This is a genomic window from Nocardia xishanensis NBRC 101358 (assembly GCF_001613365.1).
GTDB lineage: Bacteria > Actinomycetota > Actinomycetes > Mycobacteriales > Mycobacteriaceae > Nocardia > Nocardia xishanensis.
The window spans coordinates 21,774-41,563 of record NZ_BDCF01000061.1 but is presented as its reverse complement, the minus strand read 5'-3'; the positions used below and the strand labels follow the sequence as shown (position 1 = coordinate 41,563).

General features: G+C 69.7%; 21 protein-coding genes. 8 read left to right on the top strand and 13 right to left on the bottom strand.

Annotated features, from left to right (window positions below; translation table 11 throughout):
* The first annotated feature begins 279 nt into the window (after nt 1–279).
* Nucleotides 280–642: a hypothetical protein gene (locus NX1_RS31150; protein WP_068067397.1), complete on the top strand. Its 363-nt coding sequence runs from the start codon at nt 280–282 to the stop codon at nt 640–642.
* Nucleotides 643–722: 80 nt separating this feature from the next.
* Nucleotides 723–1,430 carry an HNH endonuclease family protein gene (locus NX1_RS31145; RefSeq protein ID WP_245668765.1) on the top strand — a complete coding sequence of 236 codons (708 nt, stop codon included), beginning with the start codon at nt 723–725 and terminating at the stop codon, nt 1,428–1,430.
* Between the two features lie 90 nt (nt 1,431–1,520).
* Here the strand turns inward: NX1_RS31145 and NX1_RS31140 are convergent, their stop codons facing one another.
* Nucleotides 1,521–2,330, bottom strand: coding sequence for a sulfurtransferase (locus NX1_RS31140; RefSeq protein ID WP_218024209.1), 810 nt, complete (start codon nt 2,328–2,330; stop codon nt 1,521–1,523).
* 186 nt (nt 2,331–2,516) lie between these two features.
* Between NX1_RS31140 and NX1_RS31135 the strand changes: the two genes are divergently transcribed.
* Nucleotides 2,517–3,743 (top strand): benzoate/H(+) symporter BenE family transporter, encoded by a 1,227-nt coding sequence (locus NX1_RS31135; protein WP_068067411.1) that lies wholly within the window; start codon nt 2,517–2,519, stop codon nt 3,741–3,743.
* Here the strand turns inward: NX1_RS31135 and NX1_RS31130 are convergent.
* Genes NX1_RS31130 through pdhA form a run of 3 tightly spaced genes read right to left on the bottom strand, consistent with a single transcriptional unit; the run spans nt 3,733 to nt 7,179 of the window.
* Nucleotides 3,733–5,067 carry a dihydrolipoamide acetyltransferase family protein gene (locus NX1_RS31130; protein WP_084501886.1) on the bottom strand — a complete coding sequence of 445 codons (1,335 nt, stop codon included), beginning with the start codon at nt 5,065–5,067 and terminating at the stop codon, nt 3,733–3,735. The two genes, NX1_RS31135 and NX1_RS31130, sit on opposite strands and share 11 nt — an antisense overlap.
* A gap of 28 nt (nt 5,068–5,095) precedes the next feature.
* Complete coding sequence (locus tag NX1_RS31125; RefSeq protein WP_068067387.1) at nt 5,096–6,070, bottom strand: alpha-ketoacid dehydrogenase subunit beta; 975 nt, start codon at nt 6,068–6,070, stop codon at nt 5,096–5,098.
* The gene (gene pdhA, locus NX1_RS31120; RefSeq protein ID WP_068067384.1) at nt 6,067–7,179 is read right to left on the bottom strand and encodes a pyruvate dehydrogenase (acetyl-transferring) E1 component subunit alpha; all 1,113 of its coding nucleotides are present in this window, start codon (nt 7,177–7,179) and stop codon (nt 6,067–6,069) included. The genes NX1_RS31125 and pdhA overlap by 4 nt, the downstream gene beginning before the upstream one ends.
* 143 nt (nt 7,180–7,322) lie before the next feature.
* On the opposite strand from pdhA, the gene NX1_RS31115 reads away from it, so the two are divergent.
* Together NX1_RS31115 and NX1_RS31110 are read left to right on the top strand one after the other, a co-directional pair.
* The gene (locus NX1_RS31115) at nt 7,323–7,817 is read left to right on the top strand and encodes an Lrp/AsnC family transcriptional regulator (RefSeq protein ID WP_068067381.1); all 495 of its coding nucleotides are present in this window, start codon (nt 7,323–7,325) and stop codon (nt 7,815–7,817) included.
* A 51-nt stretch (nt 7,818–7,868) separates the two neighbouring features.
* The gene (locus NX1_RS31110) at nt 7,869–8,672 is read left to right on the top strand and encodes an SDR family oxidoreductase (RefSeq protein ID WP_068067379.1); all 804 of its coding nucleotides are present in this window, start codon (nt 7,869–7,871) and stop codon (nt 8,670–8,672) included.
* Nucleotides 8,673–8,754: 82 nt separating this feature from the next.
* Here NX1_RS31110 and NX1_RS31105 read toward each other — a convergent pair whose 3' ends face one another.
* From NX1_RS31105 to NX1_RS31075, 7 genes are all read right to left on the bottom strand, one after another.
* Nucleotides 8,755–9,177, bottom strand: coding sequence for an acyl-CoA thioesterase (locus NX1_RS31105; protein WP_245668763.1), 423 nt, complete (start codon nt 9,175–9,177; stop codon nt 8,755–8,757).
* On the bottom strand, nt 9,174–10,181 hold the full coding sequence (locus NX1_RS31100; protein WP_068067373.1) for an AraC family transcriptional regulator: 1,008 nt from the start codon (nt 10,179–10,181) through the stop codon (nt 9,174–9,176). Before NX1_RS31100 ends, NX1_RS31105 begins: the two co-directional genes overlap by 4 nt.
* 737 nt (nt 10,182–10,918) lie before the next feature.
* Complete coding sequence (locus tag NX1_RS31095; protein WP_068067365.1) at nt 10,919–12,172, bottom strand: MFS transporter; 1,254 nt, start codon at nt 12,170–12,172, stop codon at nt 10,919–10,921.
* Between the two features lie 67 nt (nt 12,173–12,239).
* Nucleotides 12,240–13,370 carry a DUF5925 domain-containing protein gene (locus NX1_RS31090; protein WP_068067403.1) on the bottom strand — a complete coding sequence of 377 codons (1,131 nt, stop codon included), beginning with the start codon at nt 13,368–13,370 and terminating at the stop codon, nt 12,240–12,242.
* Between the two features lie 124 nt (nt 13,371–13,494).
* Nucleotides 13,495–14,913, bottom strand: coding sequence for an NAD(P)(+) transhydrogenase (Re/Si-specific) subunit beta (locus NX1_RS31085; RefSeq protein WP_068067362.1), 1,419 nt, complete (start codon nt 14,911–14,913; stop codon nt 13,495–13,497).
* 4 nt (nt 14,914–14,917) lie between these two features.
* A complete protein-coding gene (locus tag NX1_RS31080; RefSeq protein ID WP_068067360.1) occupies nt 14,918–15,238 on the bottom strand; it encodes an NAD(P) transhydrogenase subunit alpha part 2 in 321 nt (106 codons plus the stop codon).
* Nucleotides 15,238–16,353 (bottom strand): Re/Si-specific NAD(P)(+) transhydrogenase subunit alpha, encoded by a 1,116-nt coding sequence (locus tag NX1_RS31075; RefSeq protein WP_068067358.1) that lies wholly within the window; start codon nt 16,351–16,353, stop codon nt 15,238–15,240. Before NX1_RS31075 ends, NX1_RS31080 begins: the two co-directional genes overlap by 1 nt.
* A 405-nt stretch (nt 16,354–16,758) precedes the next feature.
* On the opposite strand from NX1_RS31075, the gene NX1_RS31070 reads away from it, so the two are divergent.
* The 3 genes from NX1_RS31070 to NX1_RS31060 are packed head-to-tail and all read left to right on the top strand — an operon-like array spanning nt 16,759 to nt 18,710.
* Nucleotides 16,759–17,232: an HIT family protein gene (locus NX1_RS31070; protein ID WP_084501887.1), complete on the top strand. Its 474-nt coding sequence runs from the start codon at nt 16,759–16,761 to the stop codon at nt 17,230–17,232.
* Nucleotides 17,229–18,068: a maleylpyruvate isomerase family mycothiol-dependent enzyme gene (locus tag NX1_RS31065; RefSeq protein ID WP_068067354.1), complete on the top strand. Its 840-nt coding sequence runs from the start codon at nt 17,229–17,231 to the stop codon at nt 18,066–18,068. The genes NX1_RS31070 and NX1_RS31065 overlap by 4 nt, the downstream gene beginning before the upstream one ends.
* Nucleotides 18,069–18,071: 3 nt before the next feature.
* Entirely contained in the window at nt 18,072–18,710 is a 639-nt protein-coding gene (locus NX1_RS31060) for a Type 1 glutamine amidotransferase-like domain-containing protein (protein WP_068067351.1), read from the top strand.
* A 21-nt stretch (nt 18,711–18,731) separates the two neighbouring features.
* On the opposite strand, the gene NX1_RS31055 is transcribed toward NX1_RS31060, so the two are convergent.
* Nucleotides 18,732–19,169 carry a GtrA family protein gene (locus tag NX1_RS31055; protein WP_245668771.1) on the bottom strand — a complete coding sequence of 146 codons (438 nt, stop codon included), beginning with the start codon at nt 19,167–19,169 and terminating at the stop codon, nt 18,732–18,734.
* A gap of 184 nt (nt 19,170–19,353) precedes the next feature.
* Nucleotides 19,354–19,665, bottom strand: a complete 312-nt coding sequence (locus tag NX1_RS31050; RefSeq protein ID WP_068067348.1) for a hypothetical protein — start codon at nt 19,663–19,665, stop codon at nt 19,354–19,356.
* Between the last annotated feature and the right edge of the window lie 125 nt (nt 19,666–19,790).

Here is a 19,790-nt window from a genome sequence, read left to right as displayed (position 1 = left end):
GCGGGCGCGAGAACCTCGGCCCGGTGCCGGAACCGCGACGCGCGCAGGACGCCGCCGAGCGGGTCGGGCAGCGCGTCCGGCACCCCGTTCTCGGTCCACAGCAGCAGACCGGCCCCTGGCGACCACAGTCCGTGCAGCATCCGCCCATCCAATCAGGCGGGTCCGACATCTCGGCGCCGCGCTGTCCTGGATTTCTGGCGCCGGCCGGAACATACTGGGATATCCGCTGGTCACAACCGAGAACCCCACTGAGTCTCAAGGAAAGCGGAGGGCAGCAGCATGACAATTCTGCTCCAGGTAACCGAGCAGAGCTTCTCGCCTACAACGCCGTGGGAACGGCGCAAATTCACCTTCGTCAACGCCGCGAAGATCGTCGGGATGCGTCTCGACGGTGTGGGCGGCGTGTGGATCGACCTGTCACGTCCGGGGGAATCACAGCACCTGGCCCAGGTCCCGGACCCGCACGAGGCGATCACCTTCCTGCTCACCACCTTCGCCAAGATCGCCGAGTGCGAGGAGCGCGGCGGCTCCTGGCTGATCGGGCACGACGGGACGCAGACCGAGTCGATCGCGGCCACCAGATTCCCGCCGCGAGCGACCGAGGTCGCGGGCGACGACCTGCTGGCGCGCGCCTGGTTGTGAGGACGCGTCCGCCGTACAACTGATCGGCTCGCTTTTCGCAAGACCCGCGAATGTCGGTGCACACGAGTACAAGTGGCATCGTGCGTGCGGACATTCGGGGTCGATCGCTCGCGCCGCTGGTCGCGGCGCTGCTGCTCGCGGCCTGCGGCGGGTGGTCCGCCGGACCGGTCGCGCCCGCACCGGGCAGTCCGAGCAGGGCCGAGCTCGAACAGTTGCTCGCCGAGGTCAGGGTGATCGCCGAGCGACCGCGGCCCGGCGGCTACGAGCGCGGCTGCCGCGACGGAGACGGCTGCGTCTTCGGGCCGTCGTGGACCGACGACCACGACGGCGCAGGCGGGCACGACGGCTGCGATACCCGCAACAACGTGCTCGCCGCCCAGCTCACCGACGTGCGCTTCCGGGATGGCACCCGCGACTGCGTCGTCGTGTCGGGCACCCTCGATGACCCGTACACCGGTGAGCGCGGCGCCTTCCGCAAGGCCGACGCGCACGCCGTGCAGATCGACCACGTCTACCCGCTGGCCGCCGCCTGGGACATGGGCGCGTCCACCTGGCCGACGCAGCGGCGCGTGCGGTTCGCCAACGACGTCGAGACCAATCTGCTGGCCACCTCGGCGCGCGTCAACCAGGCCAAGGGCGACGGCACACCCTCGGAGTGGTTGCCGCCGTCGCGCGCGAGCCACTGCTTCTACGCGGGCCGCTACCTCACCGTCGCGGTGCGCTACGACCTGCCCGTCACCGCCGCGGACGACGCCGCACTGCGCGATGTCGCCCGCAGCTGTCCGTGAGGCGCGTCCGTGGCGTCCCGATGGTCCGCTCGATCGCGACGAGGGAAATCCGCGCGCCCGTACTGCACAAGCCGGGTTCGTCTCAGGGAGCTACTGTGCGCCCGTCGCGACCTGTCGCTTGGGATCGTTGGACCACTGCGACCAAGAACCCGGGTACAGCGCGGCCTCCACGCCCGCGACCGCCAACGCGGCGACCTGGTGGGCGGCGGTGATGCCGGAGCCGCAGTAGACCGCGACCGGGCCGGAGCCGAATCCGGCGAAGCGCTCGCGCAATTCGGCCGCGGCGCGGAAGCGTCCGTCCGCGTCGAGATTCTCGGCGGTCGGCGCGCTCACCGCGCCCGGGATGTGCCCGGCCTTGGGATCGACCGGCTCGACCTCGCCGCGATACCGCTCGCCCGCGCGGGCGTCGAGCAGCACGCCCTTCCATTTGGCGACGGCATCGGCGTCGACCACCGGAAGCCTGCCGGGCCGCAGCTCGACGTCGCCGGGCTCCGGGTCGGGTTCGGCGCCGGAGACGAGTTCGCCGCCCTCGCTCGTCCAAGCGGGCAGGCCACCGTCGAGGATGCGGACGTCGTCGAGACCGGCCCAGCGCAGCAGCCACCACGCCCGCGCGGCCGCCATGCCGCCGGTCGCGTCGTAGACGACCACCGGGTCGCCGGTGCGGATGCCCCAGCTGCGCGCGCACTTCTCCAGCTGCCCGATATCGGGCAGCGGATGCCGTCCGCGGGCGGGCGAGGGCGGTGCGGCCAGTTCGGTCTCCAGATCGACGAAGACCGCGCCGGGAATGTGCCCGTCGAGGTAGTGCTGCGGCCCGTCGGGATCGCCCAGCGCCCAGCGCACGTCGAGTAGGCGAAACCGCCTGTCCGCCAATGCTTGCCGAAGGTCCCCCGCAGAGATCAGTACCGCGCTCAACCCAGCTCCTCGTCCAGTTTCCCTCGCGCGCCGACCCTCTCACACTACGCATCGCGCGCCGCTGATGTGCGCACTCGCGCGACATACCCGCCGGTAGGAACCGTGCGCGAAGTCGGTCCAGTTTCCGGGCACTGGCCGGTGACACGCCGTGTGACCAGCGGCAGTATCCGGATGATGAGCAAGGTTTCCGCACCCGACGACCTCGAGACCGCGCCACAGGACGCGACCGCCGCCGGGCTCGCGCAGCCGCTCGGGGCGGGCGTGGTGACGGCGCTGGTCGGGTTCACCAGTTCGTTCGCGGTGGTGCTGAGCGGGTTGACGGCGGTCGGCGCGACCTCGGCACAGGCCGCGTCCGGACTGCTCGCGCTGTGTGTCACCCAGGGCGTCGGAATCGTCCTGCTCAGTTACCGCTATCGCATGCCGATCACATTGGCCTGGTCGACGCCCGGCGCCGCGCTGCTCGCGGGAGCGGGCACGATCGCGGGCGGCTGGCGGGCCGCGCTCGGAGCTTTCGCGCTGACCGGCGTGCTGATCGTGATCACCGGACTGTGGCAGCGGCTCGGGAACCTGGTCGCCGCGATTCCGGTCGAGATCGCGCAGGCCATGCTCGCGGGTGTGCTGCTGCCGCTGTGCCTCGCGCCGGTGCGGGCGGTGGCGACCAGCCCCGCGGTGGTGGTCCCGGTGATCGTGGTGTGGCTGGTTCTGCAACGGTTCGCCAAACGCTGGGCGGTGATCGCGGCGTTTTGCGTCGCCGCCGCCGGCGCGGGCCTGAGCATCGTCGCCGAGCATCGCGACCTCGATTTCGCCGCGATGGCGCCGACGGTGGAAATCGGCCTGCCGCAGTGGAATTGGCAGGCGATGATCGGCATCGCGATCCCGCTCTACATCGTCACCATGGCCTCGCAGAACATCCCTGGCACCGCGGTGATGCGGTCGTTCGGCTACCGGGTGCCGTGGCGGGCGGCCATGACCGTCACGGGTGTCGGCACCATCCTCGGCGCGCCCGCGGGCGGACACACGATCAACCTGGCCGCGATCAGCGCCGCCTTGTCCGCCGCGCCGGCCGCGCACCCGGACCCGAAGCGACGCTGGCTCGCGGCCTGCACCGCGGGCGTCGCCTACGTGCTGCTCGCACTCGGCTCCGCGGCCCTGGTCACCCTGGTCGCCGCCGCGCCGGAGGGCACGCTGGAGACGGTGGCCGGGCTGGCGCTGCTCGCGACGCTTGCCGCGGCGCTGGCGGGCGCACTGCGTGCCGAAGAGCACCGCGAGGCGGGCGTGATCACCTTCCTCGTCGCCGCCTCCGGCGTCGGATTCCTCGGCGTCGGCCCCGCGTTCTGGGCCCTGATCGCGGGCCTGATCGTGCGCTCGGCACTGCGCACGCGTACCGCGGCTACCGGCTGAGCAGCGTGAGCGGGTCTTCCAGGAGACCGGCGGTGGTGGCGAGAAAGCGCGCGGCCAGTTCGCCGTCGATCATGCGGTGGTCGAAGCTGATGCCGAGCGTGGTCACCCACCGGACGGCCAGCTCGTCGCGAAACACCCAGGGCCGCCGTGCGATCGACCCGAGGCACAGGATCGCGGCCTCGCCGGGGTTGACCAGCGGCACCGCTGACTCGACACCGAAGACCCCGACATTCGTGATCGTGAAGGTGCCGCCGCGCAGGTCGGCCGGTGTCGCCGAGCCGGAGCGCGCGGTCTCGGCCAGCCAGCCGATCTCGCGGCACAGGTCGCGCAGGCCGAGCGTTTGCGCCTCTTTGAGATTGGGCACGAGCAGGCCGCGGCCGGTGGCCACCGCGATGCCGAGATTCACGTAGTGCTTGGTGACGATCTGCTGATTCGCTTCGTCCCAGTAGGCGTTCACGCCGGGGAACTCCGCGATGGCGGCCAGCGCCGCCTTGGCGACCAAGGCCAGCGGCGTGAGGGTGAGTCCGGCAAAGGATTTGGTGGTGCGCAGGTGATCGAGCAGCTCCATCGACGCGGTGCAGTCGAGCGTGACGAAGGCGCTGGCCTGCGGGATCGTCCGGGCGCTCGCCGACATGGCCGCAGCGGTGCGCTTGCGGATGCCGCTGACGGGTGTGCGTTCCTCGCGGACCGAGGGACGAATGACGCCCGCGTTCTGATCCGACACCGACGGCGCGACGCTTGTCACGGGCGCGAGATCGGTCCGTGGCACGGAGGGCCGCGGCGGTGAGACGGGCACCGCGCCGCGCACGTCGTCGACCGTGACCGCGCCGTTCGGGCCGGAACCGGCGACGAACCACAGGTCGATGCCGAGTTCCTTGGCCAGTTTGCGAGCGGCGGGCGTCGCCGCGGCACGCGTTTCCGGCGCGGGCCTGCGCCTGCGCGACTCGGCTTCGCCCTCGGGCCCGTAACCGACGAGCACCGACCTGCGGCCGTTACCGTCCGCGGTGTCGGGTCCGGGCGAGGCCGACGCCTCGGCTTCGGTCTGGACGGCGGCCACCGGCGACTGGGGCGACGCGATCCGCACCCGGATCAGCGGCGCGCCCACCTCGACCGTCTCCCCCGGCTCGGCGAGCAACTCCTCGACCCGGCCCGCGAACGGCGAGGGCAGCGCGACCACGGCCTTGGCGGTCTCCACTTCCGCGATGGTCTGATTCAGCTCGACATCGTCGCCGACGGCCACCGACCAGGACACCACCTCGGCCTCGGCGAGTCCCTCTCCGAGATCCGGGAGCCGGAATTCCAGTACGTGGCCGTCGTCTTCCACGGGAGCGCCTCTCGGATCGGATCGATGGTCAGGCGGCGAGCGAACGATCGACCGCGGCGAGGATGCGATCGGCGTCGGGCAGGTGGTGCTTCTCGAGCTTAGCCGGGGGGTAGGGGATGTCGAACCCGCCGACGCGCAGCACCGGCGATTCCAGGTGATAGAAGCAGCGTTCGGTGATCCTGGCCGCGATCTCGGCGCCGAGCCCGCCGAAGACGGGCGCCTCGTGCACCACGACCAGCCTGCCGGTCTTGCCGACCGATTCCTCGATGGTGTCGAAATCGATCGGCGCGAGGCTGCGCAGGTCGATGACCTCGATCGAATGCCCTTCCTCCGCAGCGATTTTCGCGGCCGTCAACGCCGTGGCGACGGTGCCGCCGTACGCGACGAGGGTGGCGTCCTCGCCGGTGACGCAGACGCGGGCCCGATCCATCGGCAGCTCGGGCGGGGCGTCGAAATCGACGTCGGCCTTGTCCCAGTAGCGCCGCTTCGGCTCGAAGAAGACGACCGGGTCGTCCAGCGCGATCGCTTGGCGCACAAGGTGATACGCGTCAGCGGGGTTGCTCGGCGAGACCACACGCAGCCCGGCGGTGTGCGCGAAGTACGCCTCCGGCGATTCCGAATGATGCTCCACCGAGCCGATGCCGCCGCCGAACGGGATGCGAATCGTGATGGGCGCGATCACCTTTCCCTTGGTGCGGTAGTGGATCTTGGCGACCTGGGAGACGATCTGGTCGAACGCCGGGTAGACGAACCCGTCGAACTGGATCTCGCAGACCGGGCGATATCCGCGCAGCGCCATACCGAAAGCCGTTCCGACGATGCCGGATTCGGCCAGCGGTGTGTCCACGACGCGGTGGTCGCCGAAGTCCTTCTGCAACGTGTCGGTCACCCGGAAGACGCCGCCGAGCTTGCCGATGTCCTCGCCCATGAGCACGACCTTCGGATCGTCCTCCAGCGCCCGGCGCAGCCCGGTGTTCAGCGCGTTGGCGAAGGTGGTGATCATGGGCGTGCTCCTTCCGGTCGTGCGGAGGAAGGACCGGGGTCGCCGGTCAGGTACTCCGCGTATTCCCGCCGCTGTTGGTCGAGCAGCGGATGCGCTGTCGCGTAGACGTGGTCGAACAGCTCCATCGGCCCCGGGTCGGGCATCTCGATGGTCGCGCTGCGCACCTGCCGCGCGACGTCGTCGGCGTGCGCGGCGACCCGGCGTTCCCAGTCCTCGTCGAGCAGACCCTCCCGTTCCAGCAGCCTGTGCACCCGGTCGATCGGATCGCGGCGCTTCCACTCCTCGGTCTCGGCCGCGGAGCGGTAGCGGGTCGGGTCGTCGGCGGTGGTGTGCGGGCCCATCCGGTAGGTGAGCGCCTCGATGAAGGACGGCCCGCCGCCCGAGCGCGCCCGCGCCACGGCCTGCCTGGTCACCGCGAGCACGGCGAGCACATCGTTCCCGTCGACCTGCACGCCGGGCATGCCGTACCCGTACGCGCGCAGCGCGATCGGCGTCGCGCTCTGCACCCGCACGGGCGCGCTGATCGCCCAGTGGTTGTTCTGGCAGAAGAAGACCACCGGCGCGCTCCAGCTCGCGGCGAAGCCGAGCGCCTCGGCGATGTCGCCCTGGCTGGTCGCGCCGTCACCGAAGTAGGCGATGGTGGCGATCTCGGCATCGTCCAGGTGCGCGGCGTAGGCGTATCCGGTGGCGTGCAGGCCCTGCGAGCCGACGACGATATTCGGGTTGGTCATGTTCACCGCGCCCGGATCCCAGCAATAGTGCGCAACGCCGCGCCACAGCCGGGTGAGGTCGGCGGGCGAGACACCGCGGCAGTAGGCGACGGCGGCTTCGCGGTAGCTACAGAACACGTAGTCGTCGGGATGCAGTGCGCGCGCCGAGCCGACCTGGGCGGCTTCCTGGCCGAGCAGCGGCGGCCACAGGCCGAGCTGTCCCTGGCGCTGCAAGGCGGTCGCCTCGACGTCGATGCGGCGGGTGACCACCATGTCCTCGTAGAGCGCGCGCAGCTGGTCCGGTCCGACGTCGGCGACGAGAGCGGCGTGCTTGCGATCGAGAACGCGGCGGCCGTCGGGCTGGATCAACTGCACCGGGTATGCGGGCTTCTCAGCCATGACCGCTCGCCTCCTCATCTGCGCCGAGCACGAATGTGTCCTACCTCACAGCATCCACGAGAAAGCGGTCTGCGCAAGTGACCGGCACCCGAATGAGCAGAATGCTCAAATCGGCCCGGCCGAGTGGTGTCATACTGCGTTGTATGTCCAGTAAGGAACCCGTCGACGCCACGTTGGACGCCACCGACGCGCGCCTGCTGCTGGAGCTGGTCGCCAACCCGAGGGCGACCGGCGTGGAACTGGCCAACCGCCTCGGCCTGTCCCGCAACACCGTGCAGGCGCGGCTGTCGCGGTGGGAGGCCAGCGGCGTGCTCGGGAGCTTCGAACGACGGGTGGAGCCAAGGGCGCTGGGGTATCCGCTCGCCGCGTTCGTCGCGGTGGTCGTCGATCAGCACCAATTGGATTCGGTGGTGGACGAACTCGCCGAAGTCCCCGAGGTCACCGAGGTGTGCGGCATGACGGGGCTCACCGACCTGACCGTCCGTGTCGTCGCTCAGGACGCCGACGACCTCTATCGAATCGCCGGGCAGATCCTCAAGATCCCGGGTGTCGAGCGCACCAATATGGCGCTGGTGATGCGGGAACTGGTGGGTCCACGCACCGCGCCGCTGCTGGATCGACTGGCCGGAAGCAGCTGAGCTACGGCTGCGCCGCGCCCGCCGCTCTGCGGCCATGCGTATGGTGCGGGCATGGAGATTTCCGGCAAGGTCGCGATCGTCACGGGGGCGGGCGCTGGGATCGGGGCGGCGCTGGCGCGGCGGCTCGCCGAGCGCGGAGCCCGCGTCGTGGTCGCCGACCTGGACGCGCAATCGGCCGCTGCGGTGGCGGAATCCCTTGGTGCGCAAGCCGTTTCCGTGGGCGGAGACGTCTCCGACGAGCGCGTGATCCAGGCGCTGATCGACCGCGCCGAAGCCGAATTCGGCCCGGTGGACCTGTATTTCGCCAATGCGGGTATCGGCGGCGGGCCCGGCCTCGACAGCACCGACGCGCAGTGGTCGGCCGCGCTCGAGGTGAACGTGCTCGCCCATGTTCGCGCCGCTCGCCTGCTCGTTCCCGGCTGGTCGGCGCGCGGCGAGGGGTACTTCGTCGTCACGGCCTCGGCCGCGGGCCTGCTCACCCAGATCGGCTCGGCACCGTACTCGGTCACCAAACACGCCGCCGTCGGCTTCGCCGAATGGCTCTCGGTCACCTACGGGGACAGCGGGATTCGGGTCAGCTGCGTCTGCCCGATGGGCGTCGACACCAAGTTGCTACACGGCGATCTGATTCCCGGCGACGAGGCGGCCGCCGCATTCGCGATCAAGGCGGTCACCACGGCGGGCGCGGTGCTCTCGCCCGAGGAGGTCGCCGACGTCGTGCTCGCGGGCGTCGAGGCGGAGCAGTTCCTGATCCTCCCCCACCCAGAGGTACTGGAGATGTATCGCCGCAAGGGCGCCGATTACGACCGGTGGCTGGCGGGCATGCGCCGATTCCAGACCGCGTTGCGCGGGTAGCCCGCACTGATCATCGACACCGGTCTCGGCGGCGACCCGGACGACGCGATCGCGCTCCAGCTCCGGATCACCGTTGGCGTCGTCAGTCCGTGACGAGCTCGGCGGCCGCGGTGCGGATCACCTCGGGGATCTCGACCGGCTTGCGCGTCTCGGAGTCCACGTAGACGTGCACGAAGACGCCCGTCGCCGCGAGCTCGAGCGAGCCGTCCGCGTCGCGGAAGATCGCCAGATCGTAGGTGATGCTCGAGCGGCCGAGCCGGGAGATGCGCAGCCCGACCTGGAGCTGGTCGGGGAAACTGATCGAGCCGAGGTACTGGCACGAGGTCTGCGCGACCACGCCGAGCGCGGGCAGTTCCCTGATGTCGGTGCCGGTCGCGTGCATCAACCAGGCGTTCACCGCGGTGTCGAAGTACGAGTAGTACGTCACGTTGTTCACGTGACCGTAGTGGTCGTTGTCCGCCCACCGGGTCGGCACCGGCCAGAGCACGGGATACTGCTGCGTCACCCGGCCGACGATAGCTCAGCGGGGGCGGCGCCCTGCCGGTGGTCGCGCGGACTGACCCCGAAGTGGCGTTTGAAGGCGGCGCTGAGCGCGAACGCCGATCCGTAGCCGACCTGGCGCGCGATCGCCTCGATGGTGGCGTCCGATTCCTGGAGGAGATCGGCCGCGAGCGCGAGGCGCCATTCGGTGAGGAAGGCCATCGGCGGTTCGCCCACCAGATCGGTGAACCGCCGGGCCAGCGCCGCGCGCGACACCCCGACCGCCTCGGCGAGGCTCGCGACGGTCCAGCCGTGCGCCGGATTGTGCTGGAGCAGGCGCAGGGCCTTGCCGACCAGCGGATCGCTGTAGGCGTGGTACCACGCGGGTGCGTCGTTGCGGGCGAACCAGGCGCGCAGCGCGGCGATCAGCACCACGTCGAGGAGCCGGTCGAGCACCGCGCCCTGGGCGGGCTGATCCTTGGTGGCCTCGTCGGCGAGAACGTCGAGCAGGCGGCTGTCGAAATCGCCGTGCGGCAGTACCGCGATGGGCGGGAGGGCACGTAGCAGACGCTGGCTCGCCGCACCGGCGGACTCGTAGGTTCCGGTGACCATCATGGTGGCGCCCTCGGGGTCGGTTCCCCATTGACGGACGCCGAGACTCAATGTCTCGCAGAGGATTTCACCGTCCGGAGTCTTGGTGACCTGACCGGGGTGGATGATGATCTGCGGCGGCGTCGCCGGATCGTCGGCCACGGTGTAGGGGTGCGGGCCGCGGAAGACGGCGACATCGCCCGCGTGCAGTTGGCGCGGCTCGCTTGTTGCCGAAACCTTGCTCGCCTCTTGCGATTTCGACTTCGCTTCGGGTGCGGGCCGGTCCGGGACGATCCACGCGGTGCCACGGATCATCGACAGCACGGTGAGCGGCGCTTCGTCCTCGATGCGCAACGACCACGGCGGATCGAGCAGCGAGCACATCAGGAACGCGCCCCTGGCGCGTGGGCCTTCGAGCAGACTGGCGAGCGCATCCACGTGTTCACAGTAGACGCGGACGCATGGTCCGAGCGGCTGAACCGTGTTCCGGCTCGACTCCCGGCGATGTACTTGGTTCATGCAAAGCAACGACAACGCCGAGCCCCGCATCCTCCTCACCGGAGGCACCGGTAAGACCGGTTCCCGGGTGGCGGCCCGGCTCGTGGCGGGCGGCCACGAGGTCCGCGTCGGTCCCGTGCCGCGGAGATTCCGTTCGACTGGACGGACCGCGCCACCTGGGGGCCCGCGCTGACCGATGTGATCTCGCCGCACCGGACGCTCCGGACGTCATCAGGGCGTTCAGCGCGGCGGCCGCGGCCGGTGGCGTGCGCAAGCTGGTGCTGTTGTCCGGACGCGGCGAGCCGGAGGCGCTGGAAGGCGAGCGGATCGTACGGAAATCCGGGCCGGAACTCCGCCGTCACGGATGGCGTGCGGCGCGCGCTCGGGCGCGAGGGCAAGGATTTCAGCGAGTACGTCGCCGAGACCGCGCGGGCCGGTGTGTGGGCGGTGCCGCAGGTGCCCGTTCGGTGAGCGCGGCTCGACGCCGGACGCCCTCGAATACTCGGCGACGGCAAGAGGCTTCGTCTGGGAGGCAACGCCGCCTCGGCTGACGGCTCGATCGGCCCCGTGAAGCGATCCACCGGAATAGCGGATGGCGAAAACCGGTTGAAAATGTAAGGACAGGAATGTGCCCACCCGCGGACGTGGAGTTCAACGGCGAGCGCCGCGCATCCGGATCAGCTCGGGCCAACGGTGTCCCGGACCGGTTCCGCGGGCGGGTGCTGAGGGGGAGGGTCCTCGGCCGGGGCGACGACACCCGCCTGCCAGGCGCAGAGCAGAACCGCGATGAGCGGGACCACCATGGCGGTGGTGAGAGGGATCAGTTCGGTGAGCCAGCCGATGATGGCGGGGCCCGCGAGCAGGCCGAGATAGCCGAGACCGAAGACGTGGGACATGTCGGTGGCGGCGGTGCGGGTGCCCAGATTGCCCGCGGCCGTGAATATCTGCGGGACGCTGCCGGAGAGACCGAGGCCGCAGAGCGCCCAACCGGTCAGCGTCAGCGGCGTGAAGGGCGAGAACATGATGAGGCCGAGGCCGAGGGCGGCGAGGAGGGTTCCGTAGCGGACCACGGCGACCCGGCCGAACGCGCCGCTGACCCGGTCGGCGGCGAAGCGGCCCGCGGTCATGGTCACCGAGAACGCGCCGAACGCCAGCGCGGCGGTGGCTTGGTCGACGCCGAGGTGTTCGCGCATGTGCAGGGTGCTCCAGTCGGCGGCGACGCCTTCCGTGAGCAGCACCGCGAAGGCGAGCGCGGCCAACGCCAGCACCTTGCGCCCGTGCCCGGGTTCCGGGACGTCGGCGGCGTCCTCGGTGTGCGCGGGGCCGATCACTTCCGAGCCGGGCGGCTCCGGCGGGTGCGGCGTGGCGGGGCCGGGCAGCAGGCGCGGAACGCTCGCGGCCAGCAGCGCCAGGCACGCCACCGAGGCCAGGACGAGCGTGACGCGCACGTCCCAGCCCGCGCGCAGGGCGGCGGCGCCCAGCAGTGAGCCGAGCAGTCCGCCGCCGGAGAACAGCGCGTGGAACGCCGACATGATCGGACGCCCATAGGCTCGCTCGACCTGCACCGCTTGGGCATTCATCGAGACGTCCAACGCGCCGTTGCCGAACCCGAAGCAGGCCAGCGCCGAACCCAGCGACACCGGGCCGGTCGCGAATCCAGGACCGAGCACGGCCACCGACGCTATGAACGCGGCGGCGCCGACCAGCCTGCTGCTGCCGAACCGGTCGGCGAGCGGCCCCGCGATCCGCATGCCGACGATGCCCGCACCCGCCATGAGCAGAATGAACATGCCCAACGTCGAATGGGAAACCCCGGTCCGATCGGTGATCACCGGGATGTGCACGACCCACATCGCCAGCAGGAATCCGTTCAGACCGAATACCGTGAACACCGCACCCCGCGCGAGGCGCGTCCGCCCGTCGACCGTCATGGCTGACACCACCTCGACGGTACCTGGGCGTCGCGCGAGGGGTGCTGATTCTCCACCGCACGGGCTCCTACAGATACATGCCCGAATCCGGCCGGGCCGCGGCGGTGTCGATGCGAGCCGCGCCGTGTCGCAGGGCGAGGAGTTCGGCGAGCGAGACGCCCTCGTCGGGAATGGTGGCGGAGGATGGGCCGAGCCAGCGGCGTGCTTCGGCGGCCGAGAGGCGGCCGATCTCCAGTTGCGCCAGGCAGCGGCCGGGGCGGGTGACGGCGGGGTGCAGGCGGGACAGGTCCTCGTTGGTGGTGATGGCGACGAGCACGTCGCGGCCTTGGCCGAGCATGCCGTCGGTGAGGTTGAGCAGTCGGGAAAGACCCTGGCCCGCGGACGCTTTCGCTTCGGCCCTGATGAGCTCGTCGCAGTCCTCCAGCACCAGCAGCCGCCAGCGGCGGCGTTCGCCGTCGACTTCGGTGGCGGCCGACATGAGGTAACCGGGCTGGCTGAACAGCATCTCCGGATCCAGCACGCAGTCGACCTGGCACCACGACTCCCACGCCCTGGCCAACGCGCGCAACGCCGTGGTCTTCCCGGTGCCGGGCGGGCCGTGCAGCAGAAGCAGCCGACCGCGAATGTCGTTCGGCGACATGGCCATCAGCCGGTCCAGTGCGGCGGCGGCCAGATCCGGGTAATTGCGGCGGATATCCGACCAGACCGGTGTCTCGATGTCGTGTTGCCGCCGCCGCGGACCGTGCTGTCCGTGCAGGTACCAGAATCCCATCTCGATGCCGTCGTCCACTGGGGACGGCTCCTCGGCGTCCCGGATCGATTCGGCCAGGATGTCGTTCGCCAGTTCGTCGGTGACGGCCGTGACCTCGACCACCGCGGACCGGTCGGCCCAGCGGTCGGCGCGCAGCGTCCATCCGTCGCCGACCACGAGGATCGAGCGGCTGTTGTCCTCCTCGATGGCGCGGGCCACTCGCGAACCCGCCGGGCGCAGCGGCGCGTCGACGCGCACGCGTTCGAGCTGCTTCTTGCGGTAGCGGGCCTGATCGCCGCGCACGAACGGGGTCAGCGCGAGCACGTCGAGCACATCGCGCGGTGAGTAGTACGAATCCAGTGCGACGGACCACCGCAGGCTCTCGGCCGGATCGGCCGGACCCGTCTCGGGCCCGATCAATCGAAGTGGTTCCTTGCGTTCCAACATTCCGACCATGTTCGGCGTGTCGGACCGGTGGCGTCCACCGAATTAACCCGCGACGGAACGAAACGGCCCCTCGCTCCACCGGAGCGAGGGGCCGCCGTACTGCGTGTTCACCGCGCCTCGAGCGCTACAGCGCCTTCAGTTCCTCGGTGACGGCGCCGACGGACTTCTTGGCGTCGCCGAACAGCATCGAGGTGGTGTCGGCGTAGAACAGCGGGTTGTCGATGCCGGCGAAGCCGGAGTTCATCGACCGCTTGAGCACGATCACCGACTTGGCCTGGTCGACGTTGAGCACCGGCATGCCGTAGATCGGGCTGGAGGCATCCTCGCGGGCGGCCGGGTTGGTGACGTCGTTGGCGCCGATGACCAGGGCGACGTCGGTGCGGCCGAACTCGCCGTTGATGTCGTCCATTTCCTTCATCGCGTCATAGGAGACCTCGGCCTCGGCCAGCAGGACGTTCATGTGTCCGGGCATGCGACCGGCGACCGGGTGGATGGCGTATTTGACCTCCACACCCTTCTTCTCGAGCAGCTCGGCCATCTCCTTGACCGCGTGCTGGGCCTGGGCGACGGCCATACCGTAGCCGGGGACCACGATCACCTGGTTGGCGTAGGCCATCTGGATCGCGGCGTCCGCGGCCGAGGTGGCCTTGGCCTGCTTCTGCTCACCGCCACCCGCGCCGGGTGCGGTGCCGCCGCCACCGAATCCACCCGCGACGATGGCGGGGATGGAGCGGTTCATGGCCTTGGCCATCAGGTTGGTCAGGATCGAACCGGACGCGCCGACGATCATGCCCGCCACGATCATCGCGGTGTTGTTCAACGCCAGACCCGCCGCCGCGGCCGACAGACCGGTGAGCGCGTTGAGCAGGGAGATGACCACGGGCATGTCCGCGCCGCCGATGGGCAGCACCACCATCAACCCGAGCACACCGGCGGCCAGGAGCAGCAGAACCATCCACCACCAGGGTGCGCCACCGTCGGCGGCGCCGATGCCGATGACCACCGCCGCGGCGATCGCGACCACCAGCAGCAGCAGGTTCAGCGGCTGCTGGAGGCGGCCGATGCCGATCGGCTTGCCGGGCAGGATCTCCTGGAGCTTTCCGAAGGCGATCAGCGAGCCCCAGAACGAGACCGAACCGATGATCGCGGCGAACAGCGAGCCGACGATGATGTGCACGGTCGGTTCCTCACCGTGCTGGAAGTTCGAGAAGCCGGTGGTGTCGAGGAATTCGGCCCACGCGATGAGCGCGACCGTGCCACCGCCGACACCGTTGAACGCGGCCACCAGCTGCGGCATCGCGGTCATCTTGGTGAACCGCGCCGGTGGCACACCGAGCGCGACACCGACCACGAGTCCGGCGACGATGATGATCCAGTTGCTGGTGTCGCGCACCGCGATCAGCGTCGCGACGACCGCGATGCCCATACCCACCGCGGCGATCCAGTTGCCACGCACCGCGGTCTTCGGGCCGGTCAGACCCATCAGACCGTAGATGAACAGCGAGAACGCGACGATGTAGAGGATGTTGACCAAGTTGTCCATAGCGTTACTCGCCCGCCTTCTCGACCGCGGCGACCGGCTTCTTGGCCTTGAACATGCCCAGCATCCGGTCGGTCACCACGAAACCACCGACCACGTTCAAGGTTCCGAACACCAGCGCGACGAACAGAATGATCTGGATGCCGATCGAGGGATCCTCCACCCGGCCCAACGTCACCAACGCACCCAAAACGACGATGCCATGAATGGCGTTGGTACCCGACATCAGCGGGGTGTGCAGGGTGTTGGGGACCTTGGAGATGACGGCGAAACCGACGAACCCGGACAGCACCAGGATCGCGATGTTCGCCAACAGTTCGGTATACATCAGTTCACCTCACGAGTGACGCAGGAATCGGCCAGCACCTGATCCTCGAAGTCGGGGGCCACCTTGCCGTCGACCAGCATCAGCTCCAACAGGGCCGCGATGTTCTTGGAGTACAACTCCGAGGCGTGCTCGGGCATGGTCGCGGGCAGGTTCAGCGGCGAGGCGATGGTGACGCCGTGCTTGACCACGGTCTCACCGGGCTCCGTCAGCTCGCAGTTACCGCCGGTCTCACCGGCCAGGTCCACGATCACGCTGCCCGGCTTCATGCCCTCCACCGCGGCGGCGGTCACCAGTCGCGGCGCGGGGCGACCCGGCACGAGCGCGGTGGTGATCACCACGTCGAAGCCCTTGATCGCGTCCTCGAGCGCCTGCTGCTGCTTCGCCTTCTCTTCCTCGGTCAGCTCACGCGCGTAACCGCCCTCACCGGCGGCGTCGATACCCAGATCCAGCCACTGCGCACCGACCGAACGCACCTGATCGGCGACCTCGGGACGCACGTCGTAACCGGTGGTGCGGCCACCGAGCCGCTTGGCCGTGGCGAGCGCCTGCAACCCGGCGACGCCGACGCCGAGCACCAGCACGGTCGCGGGCTTCACGGTGCCCGCCGCGGTGGTCAGCATCGGGAAGAAGCGAGTCGACTCCGACGCGGCCAAAAGTACGGCCTTGTATCCGGCGACATTCGCCTGGGACGACAGGGCGTCCATCACCTGCGCGCGCGAGATACGCGGAATCGCCTCGACCGCGAAAGCCTGCACCCCCGCCGACTTCAGCGCCGCGATCTGGTTGTCGGCGTTGCGCGGGGCGAGGAATCCGATCAGCGTCTGCCCGCCCGACAGCTTGGCCACCTCGGCGTCGCTCGGCGGGGCCACCTTCACGACCACCTCGGCCGACCAGGGATCGCCGATGGTCGCACCGGCGGCCTCGTAGGCCTCGTCGGGAATGAGCGCATTCAGTCCGGCGCCGGCTTCCACGACCACATCGACACCCTGCTTGAGCAGCGCCGGAATGATCTTGGGCACCAAAGCGACACGCCGCTCGCCCGCGTTGGACTCGCGAACGACTCCGACACGCGCTCCGCGCGGCGACGAGTCGCCAACGTTTTGCGTTGTCTCCACTGTCAGACTTCCTTCTCGTGCTGGCTGTTGGCCACCGACCGATGTCCGGACGAAGTTACTCGCGAGTAAGTTCGTCGAAAATCCTCGCAACTGTACCCGGCTCGCGGTGAGCGTAGCTGAGATGCCGGTCACAGGGCGTGGTCGAATTCCGCCCATATGCCGGATTTGCACCGCTTCACCGCAGCTCGTCGGCACCTCCGTTCCCATCACGCCGCGGCGCTCGCCTCGACTGCGATACTCGTCCGCGCAGGTGAGCGCCACAAGAACGAACCCAGAGGTCTCTTACTTACCGGGACGTCAGCGAACTGGTCAGGCGCTCGAGACCGAGTCGCGGAGTGACGGGCGTCATGTTCGACGGAGGGCTCGGGGTGTTCCACACCACTCTTACGCCGTATGGTCGCGGGTGTGAACGACTGCGTCTTCTGCCGCATCGTGGCGGGCGAAGCTCCGGCGACCAAGGTCTACGAGGACGATCTGCTGTGCGCGTTCCTCGATATCCGCCCCGTCGCGCGCGGGCACACACTCATCGTGCCGAAACGGCACGCGACGGAGTTGGAGGATCTCGACGCCGATGTCGGCGCGCTGGTCTTCCGTGCCGGGCACCGGATCGCGCTGGCCATGCGACGAAGCAGCCTCGCCGCCGACGGCGCCAATCTCGTGCTCAACGACGGCAGAGCCGCGTTCCAAACCGTGCCGCACATCCACCTGCACGTCATCCCGCGCAGGCACGGCGACAAGCTCAGTTTCGCCAAGGGCTTCCTGCTGCGCAGGCCGCACGACCCGCAGAGCACCGCCGACGCCATCCGGACGGGCCTGGCGACGCTGGCGCGTCAGGACGACACCGAGGGCTTCGGCACCCAGGAAGGAATGCAGGCATGACCGACCGGACGATAGACCGCGCCGAGCTGACCGCGCTGCTGGCCGAACAGTGGGAGGCCATCGCGGCGCTGGTCGCCGACCTGGACGAAAACCGATGGCGCACACCGACACGGCTGCCGGGCTGGACCGTGTTCGACGTGGTCGCGCACGTGGTCGGCACCGAATCGTGGCTGCTCGGCGAGAAGCCGCCGCCGCACGACCCGATGCGCGAGAAGACCGACGTCCGGTCGCTGCCGCACGTCCGCAACGAGACCGCGGTGCTCAACGAGATCTGGGTCGACCGGCTGCGCCCGCTGCCCGGCGCGCGACTGCTGGAACTGTTCCGCGAGGTCACTGACCGGCGGCTCGCCGCGCTGCGCGAGATGGACGACGCCGCGTGGACGACGCCCACCGTCTCACCGATCGGTCAGGTCCCCTACGGCCGGTTCATGCGGGTGCGGCTGTTCGACTGCTGGATGCACGAACTCGACATCGCCGACGCGCTCGGCGTCCGGGTGGACGAGGGCGGCAGGCGCGCGGAACTGGCGTTCGCCGAGTTCGCCGGATCGGTGCCGCGGGTGGTCGCCAAGCTCGGCAAGGCACCCGCCGGATCCCGCATCGGCTTCGCGCTGACCGGCGCGCTGCCGCAGACCTTGCGCATCGCGGTCGACGAACGCGCCTCCTACGTGGACGCCTTCGACGGCCCCGCCGATGTCGAGATCACCATGGACTCCGGGCTTTTCGTGCGGCTCGGCGGCGGGCGTCGCCAAGCGGCCGATCATCTCGACGAGATCGCGATCACGGGCGACGCGGAACTCGGCGGCCGCCTGGTCCGGCATCTGGCCTTCACCCTCTGAACTGTGCGACTGTTCCTGGCCAGTTATCGGTTCGGCAAGCATGCGGATCGGCTCGCCGCGCTCGTCGGCGTGCCGGGCCGGGTCGCCGTGATTCCCAATGCCTGCGACGCCTGGCCCGCGGCGTGGTCGTCGGCGGTGACCAGCGACCTGGTGCCGCTGCGCAAGCTCGGCTACGCGCCGGAGGTGCTCGATCTGCGCGACTACGTCGGGCGCGCAACGGATTTGGAGCGGCGGCTCGCCGAATTCCCGCTGCTCTGGGTGCGCGGCGGCAACACCTTCGTGCTGCGCGCCCAATTCGCCCGCAGCGGAGCCGATCTCGCGCTCGCCCGGCTGCTGGCCGCCGACGCGCTCGTCTACGCCGGGTACAGCGCGGGCGCCTGCCTGCTCACCCCTGACCTGCACGGCCTCGAGTCGATGGACGATCCCCGCGAGGTACCGCCGACATGCGGCGTCGAACCACGTTGGGACGGATTGAATTTGGTGGAACGCCGGATCATTCCGCACATCGACTCCCCCACCGACCCGGACGGCTTCGGCAACCGGCTCGCCGCGGACTACCGCGCCGCGGGAATCCCCCACTGGGCGCTCACCGACGACGAGGTGATCGTGGTCGACGGCGACCGGGTCGAGCTTCTTCGCTGACGCTCGCACTTTGTGTATGCCTCACATGGCGCGGTCAGGCTGCGGGGTGGTGTTGCGGAAGACGATCCAGCGCATGGCGCTGTACATATATATGGCCTCGCAGGCGCCCGCGAGCAGGCGCGCCAGGTGGTATTCGAAGCCGAGGGCGGTAAATCCGCTACCGATGCCGAGAATGAAAGCCAGGTAGTTGATCACGACGACCACGAGGTACAGCGCGGCCTGTCTGCCGACAGGTGCGTGCGAGTGGAAGTTGAAAGTGCGGTTGAGCACGAAGGCCAATCCGAACGCGCAGATGTAGGCCAGCGTGATCGAGACCGGCACCGGCCAGTTCCACCAGCCGTGGAACACCGTGAGCAGCACCAGGTCGACGCCGAAGGTGAAGCTGTTGATCAGCGCGAAACCGAGAAACGTCGGCGGGACGACCCGGTCCAGCCCCAACGGCAGCCGCGCGACGACCATCTCGCACCAACGGGTGAACCGGTCGGCGATGGAATCGGTAGCGACGGCCAGATCGGGCACGCGGCCAGCATGGCAGCGGCAGGTGTCCGTCAGGTGAGCTGTTGGCAAACCCGCGGGAGCGCGGCCGATCTCGGTCGCGGCGCACAGCCGGTCCATGTCGCGGCGTGCGAAGCGGCGCTGTCGATCAGCCGATCTGGCCCAGCGGTTCCTGGCGGTCCAGGCTCGACCACGCCATCAGCCAGCGGCGGCGAGTGACGTCGTCGGCGTCGGCGAGCAGCGCGTCGAGCAGGACCCTCGGATCGCGTCGCCACTGCTCGGCGACCGTCGCCAGCGCCTCCTTGCCGAACAACCCGGACCGGTCCAGCGCGGTGAGCCAGGTACCGAACTCGCCCGCGTGAATGCTCCGCAGCGCCTCCAGATCGACGGCGCCGTCGGCGAACTCGTCGGCGAACAACGCACCGATGAGCTCTCGGTAGTCCGGTGATTCGACCCGCATGCCGTCAACCCTCCGAGTATGTGGCAGGTCCCCGGAATGGTCGAACGATCCGTCGGCCGCGTGCGTCCGCCGTCACGATGACGGCCGGTCCGCGCACGGCGAGCCCCTGCACCCGCGATTCTTGC